We start from the raw sequence: 26,090 nt of genomic DNA, 5'->3' as shown, positions 1-26,090 counted from the left end.
GGCCCTGCCCCGGCTGAAGGGTTGTTGTGGTGTGATGGAGAGATGAACAGCATCTCCGAGGCTCAAGCCGGTGACCTGATGATCAACTGGGAGCTCGCCAGCACGACGGCGGCGCGAGTCGCGCCTGCGGGGCCCCGGTTCAGCGCTGCCCAGGTCCAGCAGGAGGTGGCCGCGCTGCGCGGCGCCGCCGCAGCCGCAGTGGATCACGTGCACCGGATCACCGGCCTGGATGCGGCCCAGAACCTGGGAGCCGATCCCGCCGAGACCCTGATCGTGGATCGCGCCACCTGGTCCAAGGCCAACGTGCAGAGCTTCCGGGAGCTGCTGGGACCGGCATTGAAGATCGCCCTGGAGCAGAAGCCAGAACTGGGCAAGGAGGGCTCCAATGCGCAGGTCTTCGGCTCCTCCTTCGCCGGAGCCGAGCTCGGCGCGGTGCTGGCCTTCCTCTCCGCCAACGTGCTCGGCCAGTTCGACCCCTTCACGCAGAACCGGCTGATCCTGGTCGCCCCGAACGTCGTGGAGATCACTCGCGAGCTCAACGTGGTCCCCGAAGACTTCCGGCTCTGGGTGTGCCTGCACGAACAGACCCACCGGGTGCAGTTCGCCGCCGCACCGTGGCTGGCGGACCATCTGAAGTCCAAGATCACCGAGCTGAGCTCCTCCACCATGGGCATGGCCTCCGGGCTGGGTGACCGGCTCGGTGAGGTCATCGAGCAGATCCGGGCCGGGCGCGGCCTGATCGAGGTCATCCAGACTCCGCAGGACCGCGAGACGATGTCCCACCTGACTGCGGTGATGAGCCTTCTGGAAGGCCACGCGAACGTCATCATGGACGGTGTGGACGCCTCGATCGTGCCCAGCGTGAAGACCATCCGGCGGCGCTTCGAAGCCCGCGGCAAGACCCGCACCCCGTTGGACAAGTTCATCCGCAGGCTGCTCCAGCTCGATGTCAAGGCTGCACAGTACCGGGACGGACAGAAGTTCGTCGGGCACATCGTGGAGACCATCGGCATGGACTCCTTCAACATCATCTGGGAATCTCCCGAGCACCTGCCCACCGAGCAGGAGCTGCACCACCCGCAGGAATGGATCGAGCGCATGAGGCTGGCGTGAGCCCGCGCTTCCCTGATGCGGTGAATCGAGCCCGGCGCGCCGTGGAGGCCGCCCTGGACCCGGAAGGCATGACCCTGGTGGCCTGCTCCGGTGGCGCGGACTCCCTGGCCCTTGCCGCCGCCGCGGCATTTCACCACCGGCGCCGCAGCACCGCCGACGGCACGACCGGTGCCGGGCGGATCGGCGCCGTCGTCGTCGATCACCAGCTGCACCCTGACAGCGAGGCGGTCACCGCCGCGGCGCTGACCCAGCTCACCGGCCTGGGCCTGGACCCGGTGATCTCCGTGCAGGCGAGAGTGGACCCGAACTCCACGGCCGGTCCCGAGGCTGCCGCGCGCACCGCCAGGTACCGGGCATTCGCCCAGGCGCTGGAGCAGACCGGCGCCCAGCGGATCCTGCTGGGCCATACCCGCGATGACCAGGCCGAACAGGTTCTGCTCGGGCTGGCACGCGGCTCCGGGACCCGCAGCCTCGCCGGGATCCCGGCGGTGCGCGGTCCCTTCCGGCGCCCGCTGCTGGGCCTGACCCGGGACGAGACCGAGCAGATCTGCGCCCACGCGCAGCTGAGTCCCTGGCAGGATCCGGCCAACACGGCCCCTCGATTCCTGCGCTCCAGGATCCGCACCGAGATCCTGCCCTACCTGGAGGCGCGGCTGAGCAGCAGCATCACGGATTCCCTGGCGCGCACCGCGCAGATCGCCGCCGAGGACGCGGACTATCTGGATCAGGCGGCGAAGGCACGCTTCGAGCTGCTGCTCGAGGACCCCGGCGCAGAGGGTCAGTTGAGGATGGAGCTGCAGGCGCTGGGCGACGAGCCGCCGGCGATCCGCCGCCGGGTGATCGCGCTCGCCGTCATCGCCGCGGGCGGCGCCACCCCCTCCTACGAGCGGCTCACCGCCGTGGAGAATCTCCTGCACCGCAGCGGATCCGCGGGTCCGATCGAGCTCGAGGGCGGGGTCAGCGCGCACCGCGGGACGCGGGGGAGCCCGGACTATGCGAAACTTGTCATCGTTCCACGCCTGAACTGAGGAACGCGAGACTTATCTACTAGGAGCTGGACACCACCCATGGACGCTCAGGATGTCAAAGCAGATCTCACCGAGGTGCTCTACACCAAGGAAGAGATCGACGCGAAGATCAGAGAACTTGCAGCAGTCATCGACCGGGACTACGCAGACAAGGATGTGCTGTTGGTCGGTGTCCTCAAGGGTGCGGTCATGGTCATGGCCGATCTGGCCCGGGCGCTGCGCTCGCATGTGACCATGGACTGGATGGCGGTGTCCTCCTACGGCTCCGGCACCAAGTCCTCCGGGGTGGTGCGGATCCTGAAGGACCTCGACGCGGACCTGATGAACCGGCACGTGCTCATCGTCGAGGACATCATCGACTCCGGGCTCACGCTGTCCTGGCTGAAGACCAACCTGGAGTCCCGCGGCCCGGCCTCCCTGGAGATCTGCACGCTCTTCCGCAAGCCCGACGCGGTCAAGGTCGACATCGACGTGAAGTACGTCGGCATGGACATCCCGAACAAGTTCGTCGTGGGCTACGGCCTGGACTTCGCCGAGAAGTACCGCAACCTCGACTGTGTCGGGATCCTGGCTCCGCATATCTACCAGTGAGCTGGCGGCGAACGTCGCCGAACCGGTTACCCGCGCGACGTGGAGCCCGAGTACCTTTAGAGGCCCTAGCACTCAAGCCAGGCTAGGCACATCTGCGTCTGACGGAGCTGCATGAACTTCAAGAAGATCTTCACCGGGCCACTGTTCTGGATCGTCCTGGCAGTGGTGCTGCTGCTGCTCGTCGTGCCGATGATGTTCTCCTCCTCGGCCAATGGCCAGCGGGTGGACACCAACATCGGCATGGAGCTGCTCGCTGACGGTGAGGTCGTCGAAGCCTCCGTGGAGGACGGCGATCAGCGGGTCGATCTGAACCTGAGCTCGCCCTACGAGCAGGACGGTGAGGAAGTCGGCGACGTCGTCCACTTCTTCTACTCCTCGGCGCGCGCCGAGACGGTGGTCCAGGCCATCGCCGACGCCGAGCTCGAGGGCTACACCGATGAGCCCGAGCAGTCGAACTGGCTGCTCTCCATGCTCGGCTTCATGATCCCCTTCCTGATCATCGCGCTGCTCTTCATCTGGCTGCTGACCCGGATGTCCGGGGGCAACTCCCGGGTGATGCAGTTCGGCAAGTCCAAGGCCAAGATGTTCGACAAGGACATGCCCCAGGTGGCCTTCGGTGACGTGGCCGGGGCCGAGGAGGCGGTGGAGGAGCTCCACGAGATCAAGGAGTTCCTCTCCGAGCCGGAGAAGTTCCAGCGCCTGGGTGCCAAGATCCCCAAGGGCGTGCTGCTCTACGGAGCACCCGGCACCGGCAAGACCCTGCTGGCCAAGGCCGTGGCAGGAGAGGCCGGAGGAGCCTTCTACTCGATCTCCGGTTCGGACTTCGTGGAGATGTTCGTCGGCGTGGGCGCCTCCCGCGTCCGGGACCTGTTCAAGCAGGCCAAGGAGAACGCCCCGGCCATCATCTTCGTCGATGAGATCGACGCCGTGGGTCGTCAGCGCGGCGCCGGAGTCGGCGGCGGCAACGATGAGCGGGAACAGACCCTGAACCAGCTGCTGGTGGAGATGGACGGGTTCGACGCGAACACCAACATCATCGTCATCGCAGCCACCAACCGTCCCGACGTGCTGGACCCTGCGCTGCTGCGCCCCGGACGCTTCGACCGCCAGATCCCGGTGGAGGCTCCGGACTTCGCCGGGCGGCGCGCGATCCTCGAGGTCCACGCCAAGGGCAAGCCGATGGTCGAGGACGTCGACCTCAAGGCCGTGGCGCGCAAGACCCCGGGTTACACCGGCGCCGATCTCGCCAATGTGCTCAACGAGGCCGCCCTGCTCACTGCGCGCTCCAATGCGGATCTGATCGATGACCGCGCGATCGATGAGGCCATCGACCGGGTCATGGCTGGACCGCAGAAGCGCACCCGACTGATGAAGGACCACGAGCGCCGGGTCACCGCGTATCACGAGGGCGGACACGCCCTGGTCGCGGCGGCGCTGAACTACTCGGCCCCGGTCACCAAGATCACCATCCTGCCGCGCGGCCGGGCCCTGGGCTACACCATGGTCGTGCCGGAGGAGGACAAGTACTCCACCACCCGCAACGAGCTGCTGGACACCATCGCCTACGCGATGGGCGGCCGGGTGGCCGAGGAGATCGTCTTCAAGGACCCCTCCACCGGGGCCGCGAACGATATCCAGAAGGCCACCGAGACCGCGCGCCGGATGGTCACCGAATACGGCATGAGCGCGAGGGTGGGCTCGGTGAAGCTCGGCTCTTCAGACTCCAGCCCGTTCCTGGGACGCGAGATGGCCCAGGGCAAGGAGTATTCCGAGGACCTCGCCGCCGTCGTGGACTCTGAGGTCCGCGCGATCATCGATGAGGCCCATGACGAGGCCTACCACGCGCTGCACGAGAACCGGCATGTCCTGGATCGGCTCGCCGAGGAGCTGCTGCGCGTGGAGACGCTCAACGCCCACGAGGTCGCCGCGATCTTCCACGACGTGATCAAGCGACCCGTGCGCCAGGTCTGGGAATCCTCCCCCGGGCGTCCGGTCACGATCACCTCCGAGGTGGTGCCGGAGGACCAGCGGGATCCGGACTACCAGTTCGACGGCGAGAGCACCGATGCCTGATCGGCGCAGCGGCTCGGACCCGGCCGCGTCGGCGACCCCGGGCGCGGTGGATCTGCCGCGCATCGAGGCCGCGGTGCGCGAGATCCTGCTCGCGGTGGGGGAGGACCCGCAGCGCGAGGGCCTCAAGGGCACACCCGCCCGGGTGGCACGGGCCTACGAGGAGGCGTTCCAGGGGCTGCGGGAGGACCCGGCCGAGCTGATGTCCACCACCTTCGACATCGGCCATGAGGAGCTCGTGCTGGTCCGCGACGTTCCCTTCTACTCCACCTGTGAGCACCATCTGGTGCCCTTCTTCGGCCACGCCCACATCGGGTACATCCCCTCCCCGGAGGGCAAGGTCACCGGTCTGAGCAAGCTGGCCCGGCTGGTGGACATCTTCGCGAAGCGCCCCCAGGTCCAGGAGCAGCTCACCACCCAGGTGGTCGACGCCCTGGTGGAGCATCTGGCCCCGGGCGGTGCAATCGTCGTGGTGGAGGCGGAGCACCTGTGCATGTCCATGCGGGGAGTCTCCAAGCCCGGCGCGCGGACCATCACCTCCGCGGTGCGCGGACAGCTCCGCGACGCCGCCACCCGGGCTGAGGCGATGAGCCTGATGTTGCACGGCCGCCCGCAGTAGGCTTGATCTCCAGCCGAAGCAGCGCAGTGAAGGACCGCGGCGAAGCGTCACAGCGGAACCAGCGCAGCCGAAGCATCCCAGCGGAACCGAAGCGGAGGGCCAGATGAGCACGTCCATCATGGGGATCCTGAATCTCACCCCGGACTCCTTCTCCGACGGCGGACGGTTCGACGACGACGCCGGGACCGTCGACGTCGCTTCGGCGGTGACCGAGGCGCTGCGCATGACCCAGCTCGGGGCAGCGATGATCGACGTCGGCGGGGAGTCCACTCGGCCAGGCGCCGAGCCCACCCCGGTGGCCGAGGAGCAGCGCCGCATCCTCCCGGTGCTCAAGGAGCTGCTGGGCTGCGGGATCACGGTCTCGGTGGACACCCGCCGGGCAGCCACCGCGCTGGCCGCGCTGCAGTGCGCCGACCGCGCCGGCGTGGACCCGCGCACCCTGACCATCAACGACGTCTCCGGTGCGCTCACCGATCCCGCCATGCCGGAACTGATCGCCGAATCCGGTGCGCAGATCGTGATCACGCATAATCGCGGCGACGCCCAGAGCATGGGCGCCCTGACCGACTACGACTCGCTGCTCGAGGACGTGACCGCGGAGCTGCTTGCGGTGCGCGAGAGTTACCTTCACGCCGGGGCCCGCCGGGAGCAGCTCATCCTGGACCCCGGGATCGGGTTCTCCAAGACCCATGAACAGAACTGGGAGCTGGTCCGCGGCCTGGAGAGCTTCGTCAGGCTGGGTCACCGGGTGCTCTTCGGCGCCTCTCGCAAGGGGTTCCTCGCCCCGGTCAGCTCGGGAGAGACCCGCGACACCGCCACTGCGGTGCTCTCGGCGATCGCTGCCCAGGCCGGAGTCTGGGGAGTCCGGGTCCACGACGTGCAGGCAAGCCTGGACGCTGTCCAAGTCATCGCCAAGCTGAGAAGCTAGAGAGATGTCGAGCAGGAGCAGGCCCCGTGACAGCATCCGGCTCACCGGACTCACAGCCACCGGCCACCACGGAGTCTTCGACTTCGAGAAGCGCGAGGGCCAGACCTTCCGGGTCGACGTGGAACTCACCGTGGACTTCCGCGCGGCCGGTCGCAGCGATGACCTCGCTGACACGGTCTCCTACGTGGAGATCGCCGAACTGGTCCAGGCCGGGATCACCGGGGCGCCCTTCGACCTGATCGAGGCGCTCGCCGAGCATCTGGCCCGGGCGATCCTGCGCAGCGACGAGCGCATCGCCGCGACCGAGGTGACCGTGCACAAGCCCCAGGCTCCGCTTCCGCAGAGCTTCCAGGACGTCTCGGTGACGGCCCGTCGGGACCGCGCCGACCTGTTGGCCGACCCGGCTGCCGAACTGGCCCCCAACCTGGCTGCCGGGCAGACCTCCGGGCAGGACCCCGCGGGGGCACCCGGCCCCGAGGTCGCTGCGGTGCTGGCCCTGGGCTCGAACCTCGGCGAGTCCGCCGTGACCCTGGCCTCCGCGGTCACCGCGCTGGAGGGGACCCAGCGGGTCCGGGTCCTGAAGCAGTCCCCGGTGGCCCGGACCAGTCCCGTGGGAGGACCGGCCGATCAGCCGGACTTCCTGAACCAGGTCATCGAGATCGCGACCACGCTGAGCCCGCAGGAGCTGCTCCGGCGCACCCAGGCCATCGAGGCGGAGCACCACCGAGCCCGCGGCGCGGAGAACGGTGAGATCCGCTGGGGTCCGCGCACCCTGGACATCGACATCATCAGCTACGGGCAGGAGCGGATCTCCTCCGAGACCCTGCAGGTTCCGCATCCCCGGGCCGCCCAGCGCGGATTCGTGCTGGTGCCTTGGACCTGGATGGACCCACAGGCGCACCTGGCGGGGCGCCCGGTGGCCGAACTGGCCCGGGACACCGCAGACTTCGACACCGTGCAGCCGCTGGAGCATGCACCGTGAGCCGGCTCTCCGCCCTGCGCCTGCTGCTCATCGCAGCCCTGGCCGCCCTGGCCGGATTCATCACCACGGTCTGGATGTCCGCCCAGGGGATGGGCTCCCCGGTGCTGCCGCGCACCTCCCTGGTCACCGTGCTCGGCATCGCGCTGATCGTGCTGACCTTGGGGCTGCTGGTGTGGCGCGACCAGCGCCGGATCGCGAGGGCCGCGGCGCAGGGCCGGCGTCGTCAGCGCAGCCTGCACCCGCTGCACGCGGTGCGGGTGCTGACCGCGGGCCAGGCCGGAGCCTATGCGGGGGCGCTGATCGCGGGCTGGCATGCGGGTATCCTCGGTGACCTGGTCCCCGCGGCGGCGCTGACCGCGCCGAACGTGAACTCATCCTTGTTGATGATCACGGGCGGCGTGATCTGGGTGATCATTGGATTCGTCGTCGAGCTGCTCTGCAGGGTTCCGCCGGATGAGAATCCAACGGGCCAGCAGCGCCGCGGACCGACCAGACGCGACACAGGACAAATACCCGAGGAGGGCTATGCCCGCGGAACCCATTGACCCCACCGGTGTCACCTGGACCCGAGTGGACGAGCGGTACATCACCGTGAAGTTCATCACCGGGATCCTCGGCTGGGTGATCACAGCGGCGATCGTCGCGACCCCGATCGTGCTCGACGCGATCGGCGTCTTCGGAGGCATTCCACTGTGGATCAAGATCGCTGTCTCCGCCGTGGTGCTGGTCTGGGCGGCCGTCGATCTGAGTCTGATCCCTCGACGCATCCGCTCCATCGGCTACCACGAGCGTGAGGACGACCTGCTGATCCGCCGCGGCATCCTCTTCCAGCGGATGGTCGCGGTGCCCTACGGGCGGCTGCAGTACGTGGACATCGAGGCCGGCCCGCTGATGCGCCGCTACGGTCTGTGCACTGTGCAGCTGAAGACCGCAGCCGCGGCCACCGACGCTGTCATCCCGGGGGCCTCGCGCCAGGAGGGTGCGCGGCTTCGGGAAGAGCTCTCCATCCGTGGCCAGGCCCGCCTGGCCGGTCTGTGAGCGCGGACATGGAGGACCAGGCCACCGAGCAGCAGCCCTCCGGGGGTCAGGCTGGCGGGGAATCCGCCGCCGCGACCGAGCGGTGGTTCGATGCCAGCTGGACCAAGGTCCACCCGCTGAGCCCGCTGGTGCGCGGCGGACTCGCCGTCGTCGCGATCCCCGGCATCTTTCTCAGCTACAACTGGCAGACCTGGACGGACGCCTGGCAGGCGTTCCGCAGCGGAGAGATCCAGCGCAGCGTGGAGTCCAACCCCACGCCGTTCCTGCTCGCCGGCGGCGCAGTGCTGCTGGTGATCGCGCTGATCTTCGCTGGCTTCGTGCTCTCCTGGTGGTTCACCCGGTACAAGATCACCGCCGAGCACGTGATGGTGAAGTCTGGGATCTTCGTGCGCCAGCACCGTCAGGCCCGGATCGACCGGGTTCAGGCGGTGGACCTGCGCCAGCCGCTGCTGGCCCGACTCACCGGCCTCGCCGAGCTGAAGTTCGAGGTGGCAGAGGGCGACGGCACCGCCGCGACCCTGGCGTTCTTGAAGAAGACCCAGGCCGAAGAGCTGCGCTCGGAGATCATGGACCGCGCGGCGGGCCGGGACGAGCCGGCTGCGAGCGCCGAGGGCTCATCCGCCGCGCAGGGCTATCCGGCTCCGGAGCCTCTGCACGGGGCTGCGCGCCCCGGCTACCCAGACCAGGCGCTCCCGGTTGACGCCTACTCAGCACAGGGCCCGTCCGGCGCGGTCCCTCCCGAGACGGCTCAACGTCCGGCCGTGGCTGCGGATCGGCTCATCGCCAAGGTCCCCACCGGTCGGCTGATCGGCTCGGTGCTCAGCGGCTGGGGCACGGTCTTCGTGCTGATCATCGTGCTCACCGCGGTGATCGGTCTCGGAATCGGCCTCAGCTTCGGCTCCGACGGCGGATCGGCCTCGGTCTGGGCGGTGCTCACCGGAGCTGCGCTTCCCGCCGTGATTCCCATGGGCATCGCCGCCATCACGATCTACTACCAGCAGTTCAGCACCGGCTTCGGATTCACCTCCACCGCCACCAGCTCCGGGCTGCGCGTGCGCTACGGACTGCTCGAGACCACCAACCAGACGATCCCGCCCGGGCGGGTGCAGGCGCTGCAGATCCAGCAGCCGGTGCTCTGGCGCCCGTTCAAGTGGTTCAAGATCGTGGTGACCGTCGCCGGCTACGGCATCGGAGAGAAGCGCTCGGTGCTGCTGCCGGTGGGCCGGCTCGACGACGTCATGGCCACCGCCGCGGAGATGTTCCCTGACCTGCAGGTCCAGAACCCCGAAGAGGTCTTCACCGCCGGTCTCACCGGTGTGGGCACGGAGCTCGGCTACTCCGAGGTGCCCCGTCGGGCCCGCTTCTTCGACCCCCTCGTGCGCCGGCGGCGCGGATTCCGCACCACACCGACCGCGCTGATGTTCCGCGATGGGCGAGCCTCGCGGCAGCTGACCATGGTCCCGCATGAACGGATCCAGTCGCTGAGTCTGCACCAGGGGCCGCTGCAGCGCCGTCGGAGGATCGCAGACATCTCCATCCACTCTCCAGCCGGCCCATTCGCGGCCAAGCTGAAGAACCAGGACCTGCACGCCGTCCAGGATCTCTTCGAATACGAGTCCCAGCAGGCCGCCAGGGCCCGGCGCTACAGCGACCGCAACCACTGGATGCGTCCCGAGGAGCTCCAGGAGTTCGAGCGCAAGGCCGCCGAGGCGCTGGCCGCACCGGAGGCCCCCCACGGCCCCGCCTCGCCCGCCGCCGCACCGCAAGACCCCGCCGCACCGCGAGACCCCGCCGTACCCCCGACTCACCAGGAGCAGGAGCCCCGTGACCGTTGATCAGCCCGTGGACCCCTACGCCGCGGAGCTCCCGCCCGCCCAGCGGGAAGGCCGCCTCGGCGTCGGAGTGATCTCCGCCGGCAAGGTCGGCTCGGTGCTGGGCGCCGCGCTGCGCGGTGCCGGTCACTCGGTGATCGGCGCCCATGCCGTCTCCGCAGACTCGCGCAACCGGGCGGAGTCCCTGCTGGGCGGGGTGCCGGTGCTGGAGATCCCGGAGATCATGCGCCGCGCCGAGCTGGTGCTGCTCGCGGTGCCCGACGACGCCCTTGCCGAGCTGGTCTCCGGGCTGGCCGAGGCCGGGCACATCCAGGCCGGGCAGCTGATCGTGCACACCTCCGGGCGCTACGGCACCGAGGTGCTCGCCCCTGCCCAGAGTCGCGGGGCCATCGGGCTGGCGATCCACCCCGCGATGACCTTCACCGGGTTGAGCATGGACCTGCAGAAGCTGCACACCTGCGCCTTCGGGGTGACCGCGCCGGGCCCGGTGCTGCCGATCGCCCAGGCCCTGGTGGTAGAGATGGGCGGGGAGCCGGTGGTCATCCGGGAGCCCGACCGGCTCACCTACCATGCGGCGCTGGCGCATGCCTCGAATCACCTGAACACGATCACCGGTCAGTCCGCAGAGATGCTGCACCGGATCGGGGTGGATCATGCCGAGACCGTCCTGCGCCCGCTGATGCAGGCGTCTCTGGACAACGCGCTGGCCTCCGGAGAGAGCGCGCTGACCGGCCCGGTGGCGCGCGGTGACGCCGGCACCCTGCGGCGCCACGTGCAGCTCCTGGCGAGCTCGGAGCTGCCGGCGGACATCCGCACTGCTTATATGGCGATGGCCAGGGCCACCACCCAGCGCGCCCTGGACCGCGGAGTGATCACCTCGGGGAAGGCCGCAGAGCTGCTCGACGTCCTCGACGCCTGACCCGCCGCCCGCACGGACCTAGACTGGTCCGGTGAATCCACCGCAGGTCCTGACCACCATCGCCAGTTTCCGCGCCGCGCTTGCCGAGGCGGTCGCTGGGCACCTCCAGCAGCATGAGTCCGCCCCGGTCGTCGGATTGGTCCCCACTATGGGGGCGCTGCACTCCGGGCATGGCGTGCTGATCGACGCCGCCCGGGCAGCCTCGGACATCGTCATCGCCTCGATCTTTGTGAACCCGCTGCAGTTCGACGACGACGCCGACTACCAGCACTATCCGCGCACCCCGGAGCAGGACGTCACCCTGCTGGGCGAGCACGGGGCAGATCTGATCTTCCTCCCGGAGATCGCCGAGATGTACCCCGGTGACCCCCATCTCCCGCAGGTCCGGGTCAGCGCCGGTGAGCTCGGACATCGCTGGGAGGGCGCGGCCCGCCCGGGACACTTCGACGGGGTGGTCACCGTGGTCGCGAAGCTCTTCAACATCATGAGCCCCCCGGCGCCGGGGAGACTCGAGGCCTGGTTCGGCGCCAAAGACGCCGAGCAGGTCGCGATTATCACCCGGATGACCGCAGACCTGAACCTCGATGTGGTGATCCGCACGGTCTCGATCGTGCGCGATGAGCACGGACTTGCCCGCTCCAGCCGGAATCAGCGTCTGGATGAGCATGACTACGCTTCCGCGCTCGCACTCTCCGCCGCGCTCTTCGCCCTGGAGGACGACGCCGCGGCCGGGCGGCCCCTGGGGCTGGCCGATCAGGTCTCGGAGCTGAACGCGACCACCGGCGTGGATCTGGACTACCTGGTGGTCGTGGACCCGGGCACCCTGCAGGAGCTCCACCCCGGAGGGGATCTGCTGGACGAGCACGGGGTCCTGCAGGGACCGGCCCTGGCGCTGATCGCCGCCCGGGTGGGTCCGGTGCGACTGATCGACAACATCTCGCTGGATCCGGGCAGGTCACAGCCTCGGGAGTAGGCTGAGTCCATGACCGACACCGCCAGCAGCAGCCCGAACGCCACCGAGTCCTTCCCGTATATCGATCCCGACGTGCGCCCCCAGGATGACCTGCAGCGCCACGTCAACGGGGAATGGCTCAAGACCGCCGAGATCCCCGCGGACATGGACGCCTACGGGTCCTTCCACGAGCTGCGCGACAAGGCCGAGGCGGATGTTCGGCAGATCCTGGAGGAGGCCGCGGCGGGGGACATCGGCGAGGCTGACCCTGTCATCGCCGGTCGCATCGGCGCCTTCTACACCTCCTTCATGGACGCCGAGGCCGCCGAGCAGCGCGGCCTGGCGCCCATCGAGTCGATGCTCGCCCAGCTGGAGTCCGTGAGCAGCGCCGAGGACCTGGTGCGGCTCTCCGCCTCCTGGCAGCGCCAGGGCGTGGGCGGGATCTTCGTCGCCGGGGCGATGCGCGACGCCGGGGATCCCACCCGGATGCTCTGGCACGTCATGCAGTCCGGGCTCGGTCTGCCCGATGAGTCCTACTACCGCGAGGAGAAGCTCTCCGAGATCCTCGCGGCCTACCAGGAGCACCTGGTCCGGGTGCTCGAGCTCAGTGGAGTCAGCGACGCCGCCGAGGCGGCCGCCGACGTCGTCGCTCTGGAGCGGGTCATCGCGCGCAGCCACTGGGACAAGGTGACGCTGCGCGATGCGCAGAAGCGCTACAACCTGGTCACCGACGACGAGGCTGAGGCCCTGATGCCGCTGCTGCGGGAGGCGTTCGCCGGCTGGGGGCTGGCCCCGCGGCACACCGCGCAGCTCGTGCTCGCCCAGCCCGATGTGCTCCCCGGGATGCAGGCCGCGCTCACCGATCAGCCGCTGCAGACCTGGAAGCTCTGGCTGCGGGTCCAGCTGCTGCGCTGGGCCGCACCGCTGCTGCACGAGGAGCTGGTGAACGAGAACTTCGACTTCTATTCCAAGCGGCTCTCCGGGGCGCAGCAGCTCAAGGAGCGCTGGAAGCGCGGAGTCGCGCTGACCAACGCCCACCTCGGTGAGGACGTGGCGCAAATCTACGTGGCCCGGCACTACCCGCCCCAGGCGCGAGCCGCGATGGACGAGCTGATCGGTGCGCTCATCGAGGCCTACCGCGAGTCCATCAGCACGCTGAGCTGGATGGGCGAGGAGACCAGGTCACGCGCCCTCGAGAAGCTGGACGCGTTCAAGCCGATGGTCGGCTTCCCGGAACGCTGGATCGACTACTCCGGCGTCCAGGTGGACCCGGCGGACGTGGTGGCCAACGTCCGTCGCGCCGCGGCGTTCGAATGGGAGCGTGACATCGCCAAGCTCGACGAGGGACCGGACCCCGACGAGTGGCACATGAACCCGCAGACCGTGAACGCCTACTACTCTCCGCTGGAGAACGTGATCTGCTTCCCGGCCGCGATCCTGCAGCCCCCGTTCTTCTCCGCCGAGCGGGACATGGCGCAGAACTTCGGCGCCATCGGGGCAGTGATCGGACATGAGCTGGGCCACGGCTTCGATGACCAGGGATCCCGCTACGGCGCCGACGGTTCGCTGAGCAACTGGTGGACCGATGCGGATCGCAGCGCCTTTGAGGAGCGCACCTCCAAGCTGGTGGAACAGTACAGCGCCCTGGTGCCGTCCCAGGCCCCGGAGCACACGGTCAACGGCGCGCTGACCCTGGGAGAGAACATCGGGGACCTCGGCGGGCTGGGCATCGCGCACAAGGCCTACCGGGTGTGGCTGCAGGCCCAGGGCACAGAAGCCGACGACGTCGAGGGCTACAGCGCCGATCAGCGGTTCTTCTTCGCCTGGGCGCAGGCCTGGCGGAACCTCACCCGTCCCGAGCGCGCGGTCACGCTGATCAGCATCGACCCACACTCCCCGGCGGAGTTCCGCGCCACCCAGGTGGTCAAGAACCTCGATGCCTTCCACGCCGCGTTCCAGACCCAGCCCGGAGACGGCATGTACCTGCCCCCGCAGGAGCGCGTCACGATCTGGTGAGCCGGGGACCGGACTGGCGGCGGGCTGGGTTGGTGCCGGGCTGAGCTGAGGGCGGACCGAGTCAGTGCCGGGCTGGGCCGGCGGCGGGCAAGGCCGGCGCGAGTCGGCCACGGCGCAAGGCACGTAGAATATTCGACTGTGACTGCCCCGAACTCCGCCGCCCCCGGCCCCAATGACCTTGACACCAACGACCAGCGCGCCGTGCGACTGGACAAGCGTGAGCGGCTGCTCGCCTCCGGCGTCCAGCCCTATCCCGTGGTCGTCGAGCGTTCCGCCTCGCTCGCAGAGGTCCGCGCGCGCTTCCCGGACCTTGAGCCCGGGGCAGCCACCGGCGAGACCGTGGCGGTGACCGGCCGGGTGATGTTCGTGCGCAACACCGGCAAGCTCTGCTTCGCCACCCTGCAGGAGGGCGGCCCCGATGGCGCGGGCGTCCGGCTGCAGGCGATGATCTCACTGGCCGAGGTGGGGGAGGCTGCGCTCGCCGACTGGAAGGCGCTGGTGGACCTCGGGGACCACGTGCGCGTCAGTGGAGAGGTCATCGCCTCGCGCCGCGGCGAGCTCTCCATCATGGCGAGTTCCTTCGAGATCGCTTCCAAGGCTGTCCGGCCGCTGCCGGTGCTCCATGCAGAGCTCAACGAGGAGACCCGGGTCCGTCAGCGCTACGCGGACCTGATCGTCCGCGACGAGGCGCGGCAGATGGTGTTCCGCCGGGCGGCGATCACCCGCTCCATCCGTGAGACCCTGCATGGGCGCGGATATGTGGAGGTGGAGACCCCCATGCTGCAGCTGATCCACGGCGGCGCCCAGGCGCGGCCGTTCCAGACGCACCTCAATGCCTTTGATCAGGACATGACTCTGCGCATCGCCACGGAGCTCTATCTCAAGCGGGCAGTCGTGGGCGGCATTGATCGGGTCTTCGAGATCGGCCGGGTGTTCCGCAACGAGGGCGTGGACTCCACGCATTCCCCGGAGTTCACCACCTTGGAGTCCTACGAGGCCTGGGCGGATATGTACGTGATGGCCGAGCGGATGCGCGAGATGATTCTCAACGCCGCCGACGCCGCAGGTGTCAGCCGCCAGATCGAGACCGATCAGGGCGTCATCGACCTCGACGGCGAGTGGGCCTGGGTCTCCGTCTACCCGGGGCTCTCCGAGGCGGTCGGCACGGAGATCACCCCGGAGACTCCTGCACAGACGCTGCGCAACATCGCCGAGGAGCATCGGGTCTCGGTGGACCCGGCCTGGGACGCGCAGAAGCTGGTCCTGGAGCTCTTCGGCGAGATCGTGGAGCCCACCCTGATCCAGCCCACCTTCGTCTGCGACTATCCGCCCGCGGCACAGCCGCTGGCCCGAGCGCACCGGGAGAAGCCCGGGGTCATCGAGGCGTGGGACCTGATCATCGGCGGCATGGAGCGCGGCACCGCCTTCTCGGAGCTGGTGGACCCGGTGCTGCAACGGGAACGGCTCGTTGAGCAGTCCCGCATGGCAGCCGCCGGGGACGACGAGGCGATGCAGCATGACGAGGACTTCCTGCGCGCCCTGGAGTACGGCGCCCCGCCCATGGGTGGGATCGGCCTGGGCATCGATCGTCTGGTGATGCTCTTCACCGGAACCGGCATCCGCGAGACGATCCTGTTCCCGCTGTTGAAACCTGAGGCTCAGGGCTGAACGCCGCGCCGATAAAACGCGTACGCTGATATTCAATGTCAGCTTCGCCCTTTAAACCTGAATGCAAGCAAGGAATTTAATGGAAAACTTCTGGACGTACTTCGAAGTTCTCGCACCCTCTATCGGCGTAGGGCTGGTCTTCTGGTTCGCGATCCGGTCCATCTTCCGGGCCGATCGAAATGAGCGCGCAGCCGAGACTCAGGTGCGGGATGAGGCCTCCGATAAGGGGTTCAAGCCCGATCAGGGGTCACCGGAAGCGCGCCGCTGAATCACTCCTGTGCGCTTAATCTGATTGTTCCGGGCAACCAGTCATGACCGTCTTCGGCCTAGGAACTGGTTGCTCAACAGAAGCAGCTTCCAAGCTGGTAAATCACTGAATCTGCTCGGCTTGACCAAGAATTGCTTTTGTTGAAATACTCGACACTACATAGATCGTTCTTGATCTGTCGCAGTATGAAAAAGCGTCACGAGAGATGAAACTCATGAGTCTCGACGTGTGAGTGAGCAGTGAGGTGTATGAGATGGCTCAGAAGGTAGAAGTGGTTCTCGTCGATGATCTGGACGGCACCGAAGCGAAAGAGACGGTCACTTTTGGACTGGACTCTCGTTTTTATGAGATTGACCTCAGCGATGAGCATGCCAAGGAGCTTCGCGAGACGCTGAAGAAGTACATCCGCAAGGGGCGGGCGATTGCACCGCCATCCCCCCAGAATGAGGCCCGTCAGATTCGGGACTGGGCCGTGAAGAACGGCTATCAGGTCTCCAGCAGAGGTCGCCTGCACCGCGACATCGTGGAGGCTTATCGAAACGCCAAGAAGCGCTGATCGTTCCAGTCGCTTCGGAAGGTTTCAGCACCGAGAAACCTTCGTTCTGACGTGTTGCCCGGTCGCAGCCGCATGCTGTGACCGGGCAACACGTCTCTGTGCGCTCACTCCCGCCGGGCGCGTCGACTTTTCCCTACGGCGAACAGCCGCGACGTCACCCCGCAATGCCCGTAGCCTTGAGGCAGAGCACCAACGCTAGGAGTGTCTGTGGCTATGTTCGAGAGATTTACTGATCGCGCCAGGCGCGTGGTTGTGCTTGCCCAAGAAGAGGCACGCATGCTGAACCACAATTACATCGGCACCGAGCACATTCTGCTCGGCCTGATCCACGAAGGTGAGGGTGTCGCGGCCAAGGCCCTTGAGTCGCTGGACATCTCGCTGACCGGCGTGCGCGAGAAGGTGCAGGAGAAGATCGGTCCCGGCCAGAACGCGCCGAGCGGTCACATCCCGTTCACCCCGCGCGCCAAGAAGGTCCTGGAGCTCTCGCTGCGCGAGGCGCTGCAGCTGGGACACAACTACATCGGCACCGAGCACATCCTGCTGGGCCTGATCCGCGAGGGCGAGGGCGTTGCAGCCCAGGTGCTCGTGGAGCTCAATGCCGACCTGAACAAGGTCCGCCAGCAGGTCATCCAGCTGCTCTCCGGGTACTCCGGCGGCAACCAGGAGAAGGCCGGCGCCGGCGTCGGGCAGGGAAGCTCCAATGAGGGCACCCCCGCGGGCTCGGTGGTGTTGGACCAGTTCGGACGCAACCTCACCGCCGCCGCCCGTGAGGCGCAGCTGGACCCGGTGGTGGGTCGTGACTACGAGCGCGAGCGCGTGATGCAGGTGCTCTCCCGCCGCACCAAGAACAACCCGGTGCTGATCGGCGAGCCCGGCGTGGGCAAGACCGCCGTCGTCGAGGGCCTGGCCCAGGCCATCGTCAACGGTGATGTGCCGGAGCTGCTCAAGGACAAGCAGCTCTACACCCTGGACCTCGGGTCCCTGGTGGCCGGCTCCCGCTACCGCGGTGACTTCGAGGAGCGCCTGAAGAAGGTGCTCAAGGAGATCCGCACCCGTGGCGACATCATCCTGTTCATCGATGAGATCCACACCCTGGTCGGAGCAGGTGCCGCCGAGGGCGCGATAGACGCTGCGAACATCCTCAAGCCGCTGCTGGCCCGCGGTGAGCTCCAGACCATCGGCGCGACCACCCTGGAGGAGTACCGCAAGCACATCGAGAAGGATGCCGCGCTGGAGCGTCGCTTCCAGCCGATCCAGGTCGAGGAGCCCTCCGTGGAGGTCACCGTGCAGATCCTGCGTGGACTGCGCGACCGCTACGAGGCCCACCACAAGGTCTCGATCACCGAGGAGGCCCTTGAAGCGGCCGCCTCGCTGGCGAACCGGTACATCAACGACCGCTTCCTTCCGGACAAGGCCATCGACCTGATCGATGAGGCCGGCGCCCGGCTGCGGATCCAGAAGATGACCGCGCCGCCGGAGCTCAAGGAGTTCGACGGCAAGATCGAGGACGTGCGGCGGGAGAAGGAATCCGCCATCGACGCCCAGGACTTCGAGGGTGCCGCCAGCCTGCGTGACAAGGAGCAGAAGCTTGTCGAAGAGCGCCAGGCCAAGGAAGACGCATGGAAGTCCGGACAGATCGATGAGATCGCCGAGGTCGACGCGGATCTGATCGCCGAGGTCCTCGCGTTCTCCACCGGCATCCCGGTCTTCAAGCTCACCGAGCAGGAGTCCGATCGCCTCCGCCGTATGGAGGAGGAGCTGCACAAGCGGGTCATCGGCCAGGACGAGGCGGTGAAGTCGCTCTCCCGGGCGATCCGCCGCACCCGCGCCGGGCTGAAGGACCCCAACCGTCCCTCGGGCTCGTTCATCTTCGCCGGACCCACCGGCGTGGGCAAGACCGAGCTGGCCAAGTCCCTGGCCGAGTTCCTCTTCGGCGACGAAGAAGCCCTCATCACCTTGGACATGTCGGAGTTCTCCGAGAAGCACACGGTCTCCCGGCTCTTCGGCGCCCCTCCAGGCTACGTCGGCTACGAGGAGGGCGGTCAGCTCACCGAGAAGGTGCGCCGCCGTCCGTTCTCCGTGGTCCTCTTCGACGAGGTGGAGAAGGCCCACGCGGACCTGTTCAACTCGCTGCTGCAGATCCTCGAGGATGGTCGACTCACCGACTCCCAGGGTCGCGTCGTGGACTTCAAGAACACGGTGATCATCATGACCACCAACCTCGGCACCCGGGACATCTCCAAGGGCGTGATGACCGGCTTCACCTCCAGTGAAGACACCACCACGAACTATGAGCGGATGAAGGCCACGGTCAGCCAGGAGCTGCGCCAGCACTTCCGGCCCGAGTTCCTCAACCGCGTGGATGACACGATCGTCTTCCCGCAGCTGAAGCAGGAAGAGATCGTGAAGATCGTGGATCTCTTCGTGGACCGGCTGCGCAAGCGGCTCGCCGAGCAGGCCATGACCCTCGAGGTCACCCAGCCTGCTCGGGTGTTCCTCGCCGAGACCGGCTACGATCCGGCGATGGGTGCCCGGCCGCTGCGCCGCACCATCCAGACCCTGATCGAGGACGAGCTCTCCGAGCGGATCCTCTACGGCGAGATCCCGCACGGTGCCGGCATCTCGATCGGCGTCGAGGGCGAAGGAAAGCAGCGCAAGCTCACCTTCGAGTGGCACGACCCGCAGGATCAGATCGAGGCAGCGGAAGAACCAGCCGCCATCGAAAGCTGATCATCGCCGAGCATCATGTTCGACGCAAAAGGCCCGCACCTGTTCAGGGTGCGGGCCTTCTGCGTGAGGCGTCCGCAGAAGATCTCTGCTGCCGGCCTGCAGGACAGGCGTCCGCTCAGTCGTCTGGACGCCGGATCGCTCAGCCCCCCGGCGGGCCGATGATCAGCAGCGCCACGAAGAGCACGACGACGCCGGCCGCCAGCGCCCCGCCGATCAGCGCGGGCCGGTTCAGCAGCACCCGCAGGGCGCGGTCATGCCAGCTGCTGTCCCGAGGATCCGAGGTGACCTCGGTGCGCCAAGGGCCCTCGAGCCGGCCGCTGCGCTTGAGCCAGAGATCCACCGGGATGGTCGCGTAGGGGATCACCGCGCTGATCACTGCGATCGCGGTGGGCCCGGCGCTCCAACGCTGATTCTTCGCCACGATCACCGCGGTGGCGGCATAGGCGAGGAAGACGAAGCCGTGGATGCCGCCGCCGATGCTCACCGCGATGTCCAGGTCATTGGTCGCGCGCAGGATCATCCCGCCGATCAGCAGGGTCCAGGACACGGCCTCGGCGAAGGCCAGCACGCGGAAGAAGGTCTTGGGGGAGCGGAACACGGAACTCCTGGGAATCAGTGAGGGATGGTGGGCTCCGAGCATCGTACGGGTTCTCTCTGGGGTGCGCCGGAATATGTCAGCCCCCGGCGGTAACGTAGGGACCATGGCAACTCGCACCGCGTCCCGGAGCACCGGGAAGTCCCGGTCCAAGGGGTCCCCCTCCTTCGAATGCACCGAATGTGGCTGGCAGACCGTGAAGTGGGTCGGCCGCTGCCCGGAGTGCCAGGCCTGGGGCTCCGTGGAGGAGAAGGGCCAGGTCACCGCCAGGACGACGGCGGCCAGTCAGCTCGCCCAGCCGGCCCGGGTGATCCACGAGGTGGATGCCTCGGAGGCCGAGTTCCGCCCCACCTCCATCGGAGAGCTGGACCGGGTCCTCGGCGGCGGCCTTGTTCCGGGGGCCGTGATCCTGATGGCCGGTGAGCCCGGCGTGGGCAAGTCCACGCTGCTGCTGCAGGTGGCCTCCGCAGTGGCCCGCGCCCACCCCGACTCCCCGGTGCTGTATCTGACCGGTGAGGAGTCCGCTGCCCAGGTGAAGAAGCGCGCCGAACGCATCGATGCCATCTCCGACGGCCTCTATCTCGCCGCGGAATCCGATCTGGGCCAGGCGCTGGGTCAGGTGGAGAAGCTCTCCCCGCAGCTGACCATCATGGATTCGGTGCAGACCTTCTCCTCCGCCGAGGTCGACGGCGCCCCCGGCGGGGTCACCCAGATCCGCGAGGTCACCGCCTCCATGATCGAGTCGGCCAAGCGCCGGAACATGACCATGATCCTGGTCGGGCATGTGACCAAGGACGGCAGCATCGCCGGGCCGCGGATGCTCGAGCATCTGGTCGACGTGGTCTGCCAGTTCGAAGGGGACCGGCATTCCCGGCTGCGGCTGCTGCGTGCGGTGAAGAACCGCTATGGCCCCACCGATGACGTCGGCTGCTTCGACCTCAACGAGGACGGCCTGACCTCACTCGCGGATCCCAGCGGGCTCTTCGTCTCGGCGATGACCGAGCGGGTCCCCGGCACCTGCATCACCATCACGCTGGAGGGCCGCAGACCGCTCACCGCGGAGGTCCAGGCGCTGGTCGCGGAGTCCCAGGCGGCCCAGCCCCGCCGCGCAGTCTCCGGGCTGGACTCTCCCCGGGTCTCGATGCTGCTCGCGGTGCTCCAGCGCCGGGCCAAGCTCACCGCCCTGATGAAGTCCGAGGCCTACGTGGCCACGGTGGGTGGGGTCAAGATCACCGAACCCGCAGCGGATCTCTCCATCGCCCTGGCGGTGGCCTCCGCGGCGCTGGAGAAGCCGCTGCCGAACCGGTTCGTGGTCTTCGGCGAGGTCGGCCTGGCTGGAGAGGTCCGCCCGGTGCCGGGACTGCGTCAGCGGCTGGAGGAGGCCCAGCGGCTGGGCTTCACCCACGCGATCGTGCCGCGGAAGTCCACCGAGAAGGACGCCGCCCCTGAAGGGATGCGGGTCCGGGAGGTCGGTTCGCTCGCTGAGGCGCTGAACCTGGTGCTCGACGGCGGCCAGTCAGGCTGAGCTAGAGCTAGAGCCAGAGGCAGAACAAGAGCCAGCCGCCTGCGGCCTACTCGCCTGCGGTCTACTCAGTGGCGGGGCCGCCGGTCGCGGGTCCGCCGGGATTCGGTGTGGCCGAACCCTGTGATCCGGGCAGGCTGACCTGCCCGCCGTGTTCCGCGGCGAGGCCGTCGCGCAGCAGCGAGTCCAGGCAGCGGCTGCGTTGCTCCGCCGAAGCCTTGGGAAGCGGCAGACCGTCGAGCAGTTCGCAGCGCCCCACGGTCTCTCCGGTGCGCAGCACCGCCATGATCGCCCCGCGCACCTGACGATCGGTGCCCGCCCAGGCCTGTCCGCGGGTCTGCTGCTCCTCGGTGGGTGGTGGCGATCCAGCGGCGCGCCAGGCGCAGAGATCCGCCACCGGGCATATCTGACATTGCGGGGAGCGGGCGGTGCAGATCAGCGCGCCCAGCTCCATGGCCGAGGCGTTCCAGGCGCAGGCGGTGGCGCCGTCGTCGATCTCAGGGGAGGGCATCAGCTCGTGGGCGAGCCGACGCTGCGCGGAGGTGTAGGTCTTGCCCGGCAGCGCATCCCCGGTGAAGGCGCGCGCGTGGACCCGCCGGATGTTGGTGTCCACCACGACTTCGGGCTGGAAGAACGCGAAGCAGGCCACGGCGGCCGCGGTGTACTCGCCTACGCCCGGAAGTGCGCGCAGCTCCGCGGCGGTGCTGGGCACCTCTCCGTCATGGTGCTCCACCATGGCCTGAGCCGCGGCCTGCAGACGCAGCGCACGGCGCGGATAGCCCAGCCGGTCCCAGGCGGTGAGGACCTCCGCGGTGGGTGCCTGCGCGAGGTCCACCGGCCGGGGCCAGCGCTGCATCCAGAGCTCCCAGCGCGGAAGCACCCGCACCACAGGGGTCTGCTGCAGCATGATCTCGCTGACCATCACCCCCCAGGGCGTGCAGTCGGGATCGCGCCAGGGCAGCGGCCTGGCGCTGGCCTCGAACCACTCGATCACGCGGTCATGGACCAGCGTGGGCTCGGGCGTGAACCCGAGGTCGGGGCGCCCGCCCTGGGCGGCGAGCGGGGTGCTGGCATGAGGCGTGCTGGCGGGTGTCATCGTGAAGAGTCTAGAGAACCCCGGCCCCGGTCGGGCTCCACGCCTGCCGCGCGCTGAGTTCGCCGCGCCCTGAGTTTGTGGCGCGCTGAGTTTGCCGCGCCCTGGGGTGGCTGCGCGCTCGTGGGTGCCACGCTCCGGGCCTGCCGCGCTGGCTCAGACCTTCAGGTTCAGGCTGCCGATGAGCTCCTGCACTCGGGCGCGGATGTCGTCGCGGATGACTCGGACTGCTTCGATGCCCTGACCTGCGGGGTCATCGAGCTCCCAGTCCTCGTAGCGCTTGCCCGGGTAGAACGGGCACTCATCACCGCAGCCCATGGTGATGACCACGTCTGAGGCTTTCACCGAATCGTCGGTGAGCTTCTTGGGGATGCTCTCGGAGATGTCGATTCCCAGCTCTGCCATGGCTTCCACTGCGATCGGATTCACGGACTCCCTCGGGGCCGTGCCGCCGGAGAAGACCTGGACGGCATCACCTGCGGTCTCACGCAGGAATCCGGCGGCCATCTGGGAGCGTCCGGCGTTGTGGACGCAGACGAAGAGGACGGTGGGCTTGGAGGTGCTCATGGGGTTCCTTCCGGAGGGTTGCCGAACAGGGGATTCAGAGACTGTGCGGGGCGACAGGGGCGATGGGGCGCTCCTGCGTCGTCGAGATGTTCGATCCGTTGAAGAATCGGCGCGCCCACAGCGCCACGTAGACCAGTGCGACCAGCACCGGCACCTCGATCAGGGGTCCGACCACTCCGGCCAGGGCCTGGCCGCTGGTGGCGCCGAATGTCGCGATGGAGACTGCGATGGCGAGTTCGAAGTTGTTCCCGGCGGCGGTGAAGGACAGTGTGGTGGTGCGCTCGTATCCCATCCGCAGCAGCCAGCCGATCACCATCGAGGCGGCGAAGATGACCACGAAGTACACCAGCAGCGGGATTGCGATCCGGACCACGTCCATCGGGCTCGAGAGCACCTGGTCGCCTTGGAGTGCGAAGAGCACCACGATGGTGAAGAGCAGGCCGTAGAGCGCCCAAGGGCCGATCTTCGGCAGAACCTTGGCCTCGTACCATTCCCGGCCGCGGGCCTTCTCGCCCAGGGTCCGGGTGAGGTAGCCCGCCAGCAGCGGGATGCCCAGGAAGACCAGCACCGAGACGGTGATCGCGACGATGGAGAACTCCGCCGAGGTGGTCGCCAGCCCCAGCCAGCTCGGCAGGACCTGCAGGTAGAACCAGCCCAGCACACCGAACATGAACACCTGGAACACCGAGTTGACGGCCACCAGCACCGCAGCCGCCTCGCGGTCACCGCAGGCCAGATCGTTCCAGATCAGCACCATGGCGATGCACCGGGCCAGCCCCACGATGATCAGTCCGGTCCGGTACTCCGGCAGGTCGGCGAGGAAGACCCATGCCAGGACGAACATGAAGGCCGGGGCGAGGACCCAGTTGATCACCAGCGAGGTGATGACCAGCTTCTTGTCCTTCAGTACCCGGCCGGTCTCGTTGTAGCGGACCTTCGCCAGCACCGGGTACATCATGATCAGCAGTCCGATCGCGATGGGCAGCGAGACCCCGGCCACCTCCATGGACTCCATGGCCTCACCCACCGCGGGCACGACGGCGCCCAGCGCCAGTCCCAGCCCCATGGCCGCAAGTATCCAGACCGGGAGGAAACGATCCAGCAGCGAGAGCTTGGCCACCACTGCCGAGGTGTCGGGGACAGGTGGGGCAGACTGGGTCACGGAAACTCCTGGGAAGATCGACAAACTTCGATGCCCCGAGTATCGTCAGAAATATCGACGGATGTCAATCCATGTGATGCGCCCGCCACGTCCATCCATTGCGGGAGACTGGGCGGGACAATCGAGGAGACGGGCAGCCATGCCGAACGCTGAGGAGACGCGATGACCACCGAGATCGACTGCAAGGTCCCGCCGACCCCGCAGGCGCACCGGATCCCGCTGGACCCCGAGGCGGCTGCCGAGCTCGCCGTCGGGTTCAAGGCCCTTGCAGACCCCAACCGGATCACGCTGCTCACCCTGATCGCCGCCGAGGAGTCCGGGGAGGCCTGCGTCTGTGACCTCACCGAGCCGCTCGGGCTCGGGCAGCCCACTGTCTCGCACCACCTGAAGGTGCTTGTCGACGCGGGACTGCTCACCCGGGAGAAGCGCGGCACCTGGTCCTACTACTCCGTGGTGCCCGGAGCCCAGCAAGACCTCTTCAACGCCATGACCGAAAGGACCACCCCTTGATGCGCGAGACAGCGACGAACCTCCCCGCGACCGGCGAGGACTCCACCAGCCCCTCCGATCAGCCGGTCCGCGGTGCGGAGGAGGAGATCGCCCCGGTCGCGGCCTCCACGCCGCGCAGCGAGCAGCCGGGCGTGCTCTTCGTGTGTATGAAGAACGGTGGCAAGTCCCAGATGGCTGCCGGGCTGATGCGCCTGGAGCTCGCCACGGCCGGGCGCGAAGGTGCCGTCCTCGTCTCCTCCGCCGGCACGCAGCCCGGGTCCAAGGTCAACGCGCTCTCCGCCGAGGTGCTCGCGGAGATCGGCGCGGACATCAGTGCCGAGACCCCGAGGCAGCTGACCCCGGAGGCGATGCGTGAGGCTGGGCACGTCGTCATCATCGGCGCCGAGGCGCAGGTTCAGCCGCTGGAGGGTGTGCAGATCGAGCGGTGGGAGCTCGAGGAGCCCAGTGAGCGGGGGATTGAAGGACGGGAGCGGATGGAGCTGGTCCGTGACGAGATCCACCTGCGGGTGCGCGAGCTCCGGGAACGCCTGCTCGGCTGAGAATCGACCTCAGTCTCCTCCGCTAACCTGGGGCCATGAGTTCCCAGCGAAGGCGGCAGTCTGCCGAGGTCTACCGGCGCCGACGCATCCTGGTGGCAGTCCTGGCCGTGGTGGTCCTGGCGCTGCTCGGGTGGCTCATCAGTCTTGCTCTGAGCTGGGGCCAGGACACCGAATCGGTGGTCCCAGAGCAGAGCGCCAGCTCCGAAGAGACCCCTGGAGGCTCCGAGGCAGGTTCTGAGGCGGAACCCTCCGAAGGGTCATCCCCGGACGCGGGAGGCGCCGATGATCAGGGCGCCGAGGGTGAGGACGCCGCCGAGGAGGAACAGCCTCAGGACCAGCCGGCTGAGGATGGTAGCTGCCGCACCGGGGATCTCGAGGTCCGGGCCTCCACCGGCGCCGAGTCCTATGGGCCAGGCTTCGCTCCGATGCTGATCATGGAGGTCGAGAACACCGCCGACTACGCCTGTGAGGCTGATCTGGGCACGGCCGAGCAGGAGTACCTGGTGGAGCACGCCGGGGCCACGGTCTTCTCCACCGCAGAATGCTCCGTCTCCCGCGAGTCGCTGCCGGTGCAGCTGGAGCCCGGGGAGAGCGAACAGGCGCACTTCACCTGGCCCCGCTCCGACTCCTCCGAGGACTGCGCGGAGCCGGCCTCGCTGGCGCCCGGCAGCTATGAGCTGACCGTGAGTCTCAGCGGCGTCCGCTCGGAACCCCATGAGTTCAGCCTCAGCGAGGGCTGACCCGATGAGCCGCGGGGCACGCTCGGATTCGCCTCGCCGACACCAGCTGCCC

The 26,090-nt window shown here is 68.1% G+C and carries 25 protein-coding genes; 21 read left to right on the top strand and 4 right to left on the bottom strand.

The genetic code is table 11. The features are described from left to right. Positions 1–42: 42 nt before the first annotated feature. The 17 genes from HNR24_RS09260 to HNR24_RS09180 all read left to right on the top strand — a co-directional run bounded on the left by HNR24_RS09260 (position 43) and on the right by HNR24_RS09180 (position 19,310). Positions 43–1,113, top strand: coding sequence for an Rv3626c family coenzyme F420 biosynthesis-associated protein (locus tag HNR24_RS09260; RefSeq protein ID WP_182495630.1), 1,071 nt, complete (start codon positions 43–45; stop codon positions 1,111–1,113). Beyond that, complete coding sequence (tilS, locus tag HNR24_RS09255; RefSeq protein ID WP_310735421.1) at positions 1,110–2,141, top strand: tRNA lysidine(34) synthetase TilS; 1,032 nt, start codon at positions 1,110–1,112, stop codon at positions 2,139–2,141. Before HNR24_RS09260 ends, tilS begins: the two co-directional genes overlap by 4 nt. Before the next feature lie 39 nt (positions 2,142–2,180). Continuing rightward, positions 2,181–2,732 carry a hypoxanthine phosphoribosyltransferase gene (hpt, locus tag HNR24_RS09250; protein ID WP_058888000.1) on the top strand — a complete coding sequence of 184 codons (552 nt, stop codon included), beginning with the start codon at positions 2,181–2,183 and terminating at the stop codon, positions 2,730–2,732. Positions 2,733–2,843: 111 nt separating this feature from the next. Further along, positions 2,844–4,805 (top strand): ATP-dependent zinc metalloprotease FtsH, encoded by a 1,962-nt coding sequence (gene ftsH / locus HNR24_RS09245; RefSeq protein ID WP_058888001.1) that lies wholly within the window; start codon positions 2,844–2,846, stop codon positions 4,803–4,805. Next, positions 4,798–5,421: a GTP cyclohydrolase I FolE gene (gene folE, locus HNR24_RS09240; RefSeq protein WP_182495628.1), complete on the top strand. Its 624-nt coding sequence runs from the start codon at positions 4,798–4,800 to the stop codon at positions 5,419–5,421. Before ftsH ends, folE begins: the two co-directional genes overlap by 8 nt. 103 nt (positions 5,422–5,524) lie before the next feature. Then, positions 5,525–6,349 carry a dihydropteroate synthase gene (folP, locus tag HNR24_RS09235; RefSeq protein WP_058888003.1) on the top strand — a complete coding sequence of 275 codons (825 nt, stop codon included), beginning with the start codon at positions 5,525–5,527 and terminating at the stop codon, positions 6,347–6,349. A 4-nt stretch (positions 6,350–6,353) separates the two neighbouring features. Continuing rightward, a complete protein-coding gene (folK, locus tag HNR24_RS09230) occupies positions 6,354–7,331 on the top strand; it encodes a 2-amino-4-hydroxy-6-hydroxymethyldihydropteridine diphosphokinase (protein ID WP_182495627.1) in 978 nt (325 codons plus the stop codon). After that, a complete protein-coding gene (locus tag HNR24_RS09225; protein ID WP_182495626.1) occupies positions 7,328–7,876 on the top strand; it encodes a DUF3180 domain-containing protein in 549 nt (182 codons plus the stop codon). Before folK ends, HNR24_RS09225 begins: the two co-directional genes overlap by 4 nt. Then, complete coding sequence (locus tag HNR24_RS09220) at positions 7,857–8,369, top strand: PH domain-containing protein (RefSeq protein WP_182495625.1); 513 nt, start codon at positions 7,857–7,859, stop codon at positions 8,367–8,369. Before HNR24_RS09225 ends, HNR24_RS09220 begins: the two co-directional genes overlap by 20 nt. Before the next feature lie 8 nt (positions 8,370–8,377). Then, entirely contained in the window at positions 8,378–10,204 is a 1,827-nt protein-coding gene (locus tag HNR24_RS09215; protein ID WP_182495624.1) for a PH domain-containing protein, read from the top strand. Next, positions 10,194–11,120, top strand: coding sequence for a Rossmann-like and DUF2520 domain-containing protein (locus HNR24_RS09210; protein ID WP_310735420.1), 927 nt, complete (start codon positions 10,194–10,196; stop codon positions 11,118–11,120). Before HNR24_RS09215 ends, HNR24_RS09210 begins: the two co-directional genes overlap by 11 nt. 31 nt (positions 11,121–11,151) lie before the next feature. Further along, the gene (gene panC / locus HNR24_RS09205) at positions 11,152–12,093 is read left to right on the top strand and encodes a pantoate--beta-alanine ligase (protein WP_083504666.1); all 942 of its coding nucleotides are present in this window, start codon (positions 11,152–11,154) and stop codon (positions 12,091–12,093) included. Positions 12,094–12,102: 9 nt separating this feature from the next. Further along, positions 12,103–14,088, top strand: a complete 1,986-nt coding sequence (locus tag HNR24_RS09200) for a M13 family metallopeptidase (RefSeq protein ID WP_182495623.1) — start codon at positions 12,103–12,105, stop codon at positions 14,086–14,088. Between the two features lie 138 nt (positions 14,089–14,226). Next, complete coding sequence (gene lysS, locus HNR24_RS09195) at positions 14,227–15,756, top strand: lysine--tRNA ligase (protein WP_182495622.1); 1,530 nt, start codon at positions 14,227–14,229, stop codon at positions 15,754–15,756. 79 nt (positions 15,757–15,835) lie between these two features. After that, the gene (locus HNR24_RS09190; RefSeq protein WP_058888011.1) at positions 15,836–16,024 is read left to right on the top strand and encodes a hypothetical protein; all 189 of its coding nucleotides are present in this window, start codon (positions 15,836–15,838) and stop codon (positions 16,022–16,024) included. Between the two features lie 253 nt (positions 16,025–16,277). After that, a complete protein-coding gene (locus tag HNR24_RS09185) occupies positions 16,278–16,580 on the top strand; it encodes a histone-like nucleoid-structuring protein Lsr2 (protein ID WP_058888012.1) in 303 nt (100 codons plus the stop codon). Positions 16,581–16,793: 213 nt separating this feature from the next. Further along, on the top strand, positions 16,794–19,310 hold the full coding sequence (locus HNR24_RS09180; RefSeq protein ID WP_182495621.1) for an ATP-dependent Clp protease ATP-binding subunit: 2,517 nt from the start codon (positions 16,794–16,796) through the stop codon (positions 19,308–19,310). Positions 19,311–19,449: 139 nt separating this feature from the next. Here HNR24_RS09180 and HNR24_RS09175 read toward each other — a convergent pair whose 3' ends face one another. After that, positions 19,450–19,908 carry a DUF3817 domain-containing protein gene (locus tag HNR24_RS09175; RefSeq protein WP_182495620.1) on the bottom strand — a complete coding sequence of 153 codons (459 nt, stop codon included), beginning with the start codon at positions 19,906–19,908 and terminating at the stop codon, positions 19,450–19,452. Between the two features lie 103 nt (positions 19,909–20,011). On the opposite strand from HNR24_RS09175, the gene radA reads away from it, so the two are divergent. Beyond that, positions 20,012–21,430, top strand: a complete 1,419-nt coding sequence (gene radA / locus HNR24_RS09170) for a DNA repair protein RadA (RefSeq protein ID WP_182495619.1) — start codon at positions 20,012–20,014, stop codon at positions 21,428–21,430. 61 nt (positions 21,431–21,491) lie between these two features. On the opposite strand, the gene HNR24_RS09165 is transcribed toward radA, so the two are convergent. From HNR24_RS09165 to arsB, 3 genes are all read right to left on the bottom strand, one after another. Beyond that, the gene (locus HNR24_RS09165) at positions 21,492–22,523 is read right to left on the bottom strand and encodes an iron-sulfur binding domain-containing protein (RefSeq protein WP_083504667.1); all 1,032 of its coding nucleotides are present in this window, start codon (positions 22,521–22,523) and stop codon (positions 21,492–21,494) included. 153 nt (positions 22,524–22,676) lie between these two features. Next, positions 22,677–23,087 (bottom strand): arsenate reductase ArsC, encoded by a 411-nt coding sequence (locus HNR24_RS09160; RefSeq protein ID WP_058888016.1) that lies wholly within the window; start codon positions 23,085–23,087, stop codon positions 22,677–22,679. Between the two features lie 34 nt (positions 23,088–23,121). Then, positions 23,122–24,249 (bottom strand): ACR3 family arsenite efflux transporter, encoded by a 1,128-nt coding sequence (gene arsB / locus HNR24_RS09155; RefSeq protein ID WP_058888017.1) that lies wholly within the window; start codon positions 24,247–24,249, stop codon positions 23,122–23,124. A 162-nt stretch (positions 24,250–24,411) separates the two neighbouring features. Between arsB and HNR24_RS09150 the strand changes: the two genes are divergently transcribed. Genes HNR24_RS09150 through HNR24_RS09140 form a run of 3 tightly spaced genes read left to right on the top strand, consistent with a single transcriptional unit; the run spans position 24,412 to position 26,038 of the window. After that, positions 24,412–24,759 carry an ArsR/SmtB family transcription factor gene (locus HNR24_RS09150; RefSeq protein ID WP_083504668.1) on the top strand — a complete coding sequence of 116 codons (348 nt, stop codon included), beginning with the start codon at positions 24,412–24,414 and terminating at the stop codon, positions 24,757–24,759. Next, positions 24,759–25,298, top strand: coding sequence for an arsenate-mycothiol transferase ArsC (locus tag HNR24_RS09145; RefSeq protein WP_182495618.1), 540 nt, complete (start codon positions 24,759–24,761; stop codon positions 25,296–25,298). Before HNR24_RS09150 ends, HNR24_RS09145 begins: the two co-directional genes overlap by 1 nt. A gap of 35 nt (positions 25,299–25,333) precedes the next feature. Continuing rightward, positions 25,334–26,038 carry a hypothetical protein gene (locus HNR24_RS09140; RefSeq protein ID WP_058888018.1) on the top strand — a complete coding sequence of 235 codons (705 nt, stop codon included), beginning with the start codon at positions 25,334–25,336 and terminating at the stop codon, positions 26,036–26,038. The last annotated feature ends 52 nt before the right edge of the window (positions 26,039–26,090 follow it).

The organism is Nesterenkonia sandarakina (assembly GCF_014138825.1).
GTDB lineage: Bacteria > Actinomycetota > Actinomycetes > Actinomycetales > Micrococcaceae > Nesterenkonia > Nesterenkonia sandarakina.
Note: the sequence above shows the minus strand (reverse complement) of the source record. Positions and strands in the feature narration are given on the sequence as shown.

What these genes read in the sequence shown, in the direction of transcription:
- HNR24_RS09145 (WP_182495618.1), top strand. Translation starts at nt 24,759, where the DNA reads ATGCGCGAGACAGCGACGAACCTCCCCGCGACCGGCGAGGACTCCACC.
- HNR24_RS09200 (WP_182495623.1), top strand. Translation starts at nt 12,103, where the DNA reads ATGACCGACACCGCCAGCAGCAGCCCGAACGCCACCGAGTCCTTCCCG.
- radA (WP_182495619.1), top strand. Translation starts at nt 20,012, where the DNA reads ATGGCAACTCGCACCGCGTCCCGGAGCACCGGGAAGTCCCGGTCCAAG.
- HNR24_RS09150 (WP_083504668.1), top strand. Translation starts at nt 24,412, where the DNA reads ATGACCACCGAGATCGACTGCAAGGTCCCGCCGACCCCGCAGGCGCAC.
- HNR24_RS09220 (WP_182495625.1), top strand. Translation starts at nt 7,857, where the DNA reads ATGCCCGCGGAACCCATTGACCCCACCGGTGTCACCTGGACCCGAGTG.
- folK (WP_182495627.1), top strand. Translation starts at nt 6,354, where the DNA reads ATGTCGAGCAGGAGCAGGCCCCGTGACAGCATCCGGCTCACCGGACTC.
- hpt (WP_058888000.1), top strand. Translation starts at nt 2,181, where the DNA reads ATGGACGCTCAGGATGTCAAAGCAGATCTCACCGAGGTGCTCTACACC.
- HNR24_RS09180 (WP_182495621.1), top strand. Translation starts at nt 16,794, where the DNA reads ATGTTCGAGAGATTTACTGATCGCGCCAGGCGCGTGGTTGTGCTTGCC.
- ftsH (WP_058888001.1), top strand. Translation starts at nt 2,844, where the DNA reads ATGAACTTCAAGAAGATCTTCACCGGGCCACTGTTCTGGATCGTCCTG.
- HNR24_RS09160 (WP_058888016.1), bottom strand. Translation starts at nt 23,087, where the DNA reads ATGAGCACCTCCAAGCCCACCGTCCTCTTCGTCTGCGTCCACAACGCC.
- HNR24_RS09165 (WP_083504667.1), bottom strand. Translation starts at nt 22,523, where the DNA reads ATGACACCCGCCAGCACGCCTCATGCCAGCACCCCGCTCGCCGCCCAG.
- folE (WP_182495628.1), top strand. Translation starts at nt 4,798, where the DNA reads ATGCCTGATCGGCGCAGCGGCTCGGACCCGGCCGCGTCGGCGACCCCG.
- HNR24_RS09215 (WP_182495624.1), top strand. Translation starts at nt 8,378, where the DNA reads ATGGAGGACCAGGCCACCGAGCAGCAGCCCTCCGGGGGTCAGGCTGGC.
- HNR24_RS09185 (WP_058888012.1), top strand. Translation starts at nt 16,278, where the DNA reads ATGGCTCAGAAGGTAGAAGTGGTTCTCGTCGATGATCTGGACGGCACC.
- folP (WP_058888003.1), top strand. Translation starts at nt 5,525, where the DNA reads ATGAGCACGTCCATCATGGGGATCCTGAATCTCACCCCGGACTCCTTC.
- HNR24_RS09190 (WP_058888011.1), top strand. Translation starts at nt 15,836, where the DNA reads ATGGAAAACTTCTGGACGTACTTCGAAGTTCTCGCACCCTCTATCGGC.
- HNR24_RS09260 (WP_182495630.1), top strand. Translation starts at nt 43, where the DNA reads ATGAACAGCATCTCCGAGGCTCAAGCCGGTGACCTGATGATCAACTGG.
- HNR24_RS09140 (WP_058888018.1), top strand. Translation starts at nt 25,334, where the DNA reads ATGAGTTCCCAGCGAAGGCGGCAGTCTGCCGAGGTCTACCGGCGCCGA.